This window comes from Moorena sp. SIO2C4, from assembly GCF_010672485.1.
GTDB classification, from domain to species: Bacteria; Cyanobacteriota; Cyanobacteriia; order Cyanobacteriales; family Coleofasciculaceae; genus Moorena; species Moorena producens.
The window spans coordinates 1-2,017 of the sequence record NZ_JAAHGN010001238.1; the positions used below are offsets into that span (position 1 = coordinate 1).

1 protein-coding gene is annotated in these 2,017 nt (G+C 43.3%); it reads left to right on the forward strand.

Going from position 1 to position 2,017, the window contains the following annotated elements:
* Positions 1-50 precede the first annotated feature (50 nt).
* Positions 51-1,793: a gamma-glutamyltransferase gene (gene ggt, locus F6K20_RS36080; RefSeq protein ID WP_008181017.1), complete on the forward strand. Its 1,743-nt coding sequence runs from the start codon at positions 51-53 to the stop codon at positions 1,791-1,793.
* Positions 1,794-2,017 lie beyond the last annotated feature (224 nt).

The window sequence follows — 2,017 nt, forward strand, 5'->3', positions numbered from 1 at the left end:
CCGAAAGCGGAAAATCATTTCCAATCTCTCACTATTCGATCAACTATCCTATGGGCAAGATCGCCAGAAAATATAAATTCATCATCATTTGCCTCACTACTCTAATTTTCATTAGTGCTGGCAGTGCCTCTGCTCAAGACACAGTTATCTTTAGCAGAAAAGATATCTTTCATCCCGTTATTGCTAACAACGGTATGGTTTCCTCTCAAGAACGCTATGCCTCACAAGCTGGTTTAGCGGTTTTAAAAGAAGGTGGCAATGCTGTTGATGCTGCGGTAACCATTGGGTTTACCCTAGCGGTAACCTTACCGCGAGCTGGGAATCTCGGTGGCGGTGGCTTTATGCTCTTACATCTGGCCAAGGATAACCAAACCATTGCTATTGATTATCGGGAGAAAGCACCACTAGCTGCTACTCGTGATATGTTTCTGGACAATAATGGTGAGGTTGACCCAGAAAAGTCTCGATACAGTTATTTATCTGTTGGTGTTCCTGGTACCGTAGCTGGGTTAACCATGGCACTGGAAAAATACGGCACTATTTCCTTAGAACGGGCATTACAACCAGCTATAGAATTAGCAGAAAAAGGGTTCCCAGTTTCTGAAGATTTGTTCCGCTCTCTGAGAGACGTTAAGAAACGAATGCAGTCTTATGAGGCGAGTATGGCTATTTTTTATAAGCCAGGAGGTGTCCTTTATCAGGTAGGGGAAATCTTAGTACAAAACGATTTAGCCCGTAGTTTAAAGCTAATTGCTAAACATGGGGCTAAAGCCTTTTATGAAGGTGCGATCGCATCGGCTATCGTAGCAGACATGGAAGCCAATGGTGGTCTGATTACCAAAGAGGATTTAGCTACCTACAAGCCCGTGATTCGAGAGCCGATTCGAGGCACTTATCGGGGCTATGAGATTTATTCTATGCCACCTCCAAGCTCTGGGGGTATCCATCTGGTGCAGATGTTGAATACTTTAGAAGCCTTTCCGATTCGGAAACTGGGACATAATACTGCCCAAACCATTCATTTAATGGCGGAAAGTATGAAGTTAGCCTATGCTGACCGTTCTAAATTTCTAGGAGATCCTGACTTTGTTCCCGTTCCTGTTGCTGAATTAACCTCTAAAACCTATGCTGAACGAATCCGTCAACGGATTAATCCCTATCGAGCAACTCCCAGTTCAGAAATTGCCCCTGGTAATCCTACTCAACGGGTAGAAAGCAATGATACCACCCATTATTCAGTGATGGATAAGTATGGCAATGCTGTTGCTAATACCTATACTTTAAACTTTAGCTATGGCAGTAAAATTACAGTACCGGGAACGGGTATTCTCCTCAACAATGAAATGGATGATTTTTCAGCTAAGCCAGGGGTACCCAATGCTTATGGATTAACTGGAGCAGAATTCAATGCAATAGCACCGGAAAAAAGGATGCTGAGTTCTATGACTCCAACAATTGTGCTCAAAGATGGTAAGTCGTATCTGGTCACTGGCAGTCCAGGGGGGAGTAGGATTATTACCACCGTTTTGCAATTGATTATGAATGTAATTGATCACCAGCTCAATATTGCTACAGCTACTAATGCCATTCGGGTACATCATCAATGGTTACCGGATCAACTTTTTGTAGAACAGGATTTAAATGGTGATACAATCCAGTTATTGAAGTATAAAGGATATAAGATTTCGGTGCGTAATGCTATGGGGAGTACCCAGAGTATCATGTACATTAACAATTCATTTGAAGGTGCATCTGATCCTCGCAAACCTGGTGCCTTAACCTTAGGTTATTAACATAGCATTTACTTTAGCAATCCGTGTAGGAATTGTGGGAGTTTTTGATCGTAAGTTCCCTACGGTGCGCGTTCACCCTTAGCTTTTAAAAAGCGCGGGGTCGCACCGCTCCCTACTCCCTACTCCCTACTCCCTACTCCCTACTCCCTACTCCCTTTGCTATTACATGCCTCCACCTGAGCCTAAGAATAAATGCCTAGATTGCTTAGGGATGAAATTGGAAG